Genomic DNA, 791 nt, shown 5'->3' with positions numbered 1-791 from the left:
CTCAACAGGCTTACAGCGGGATATTACCAGAATCCAAACAACCCTTACAGCAAAGAAAATACAGAATCTCTGGCGTATGATCTCAACGGAAACATTACCAATCTTTACAGAACATCTGTAATAGGAGGCAATACCACGGCAACGGTGATAGACAACCTGCAGTATACTTACCAGGGCAACAGGCTTACCCGGCTGGATGACGAATCAGGAAACCCGAGCGGCTATGAAGCTGTAAGTTCATTTTCTACTGCCATAAACTATGATGCCAACGGAAATATGACCAATATGCCAGGAAAGGGTATCATGGAGATACAGTATAATTACCTGAACCTGCCAAAGCAGATAAATCTTGACCAGGGCGGCTCCCCTTTTACATCCAGCTATATGTATGGTGCAGATGGAACGAAGGTGAAGAAAACTACCGTAAGTACAGTTTCAGGACATCAGAGCTCTATTACCACTACGGAGGAAACGGATTATCTCGATGGCTTCCAGTACCTTCATAAGGAAACCGTAAGTTCGGGCGGAGGCGGAAACCCGGGTGAGATATTCCCTATGGCCTCAGCAGAAAGGGCCATGGAAATGGAAGCCTACTCTGTACGGCCTGAAGATACCACTACGATTTCTCTTAAAACCCAGGATTTACAGTTTTTCCCTACCGCAGAAGGATTTTATGATTACACAAAAGATCAGTATATTTACAGTTACAAAGACCACCTTGGAAATGCAAGGGTAAGCTTTGGAAGAACCAGCGCAGGAGTTCTTGAAATTGTAGACAGCAACGATTATTA

1 pseudogene is annotated in these 791 nt (G+C 44.4%); it reads left to right on the top strand.

Annotated elements, in window-relative coordinates:
* Positions 1-791 (top strand): annotated as a pseudogene (locus DRF60_RS21300) (RHS repeat-associated core domain-containing protein); the annotation flags it as partial.

This window comes from Chryseobacterium elymi, from assembly GCF_003385495.1.
GTDB classification, from domain to species: Bacteria; Bacteroidota; Bacteroidia; order Flavobacteriales; family Weeksellaceae; genus Chryseobacterium; species Chryseobacterium elymi.
The sequence above is the reverse complement of the archived record's forward strand: the minus strand, read 5'-3'. Positions and strand labels throughout refer to the sequence as shown.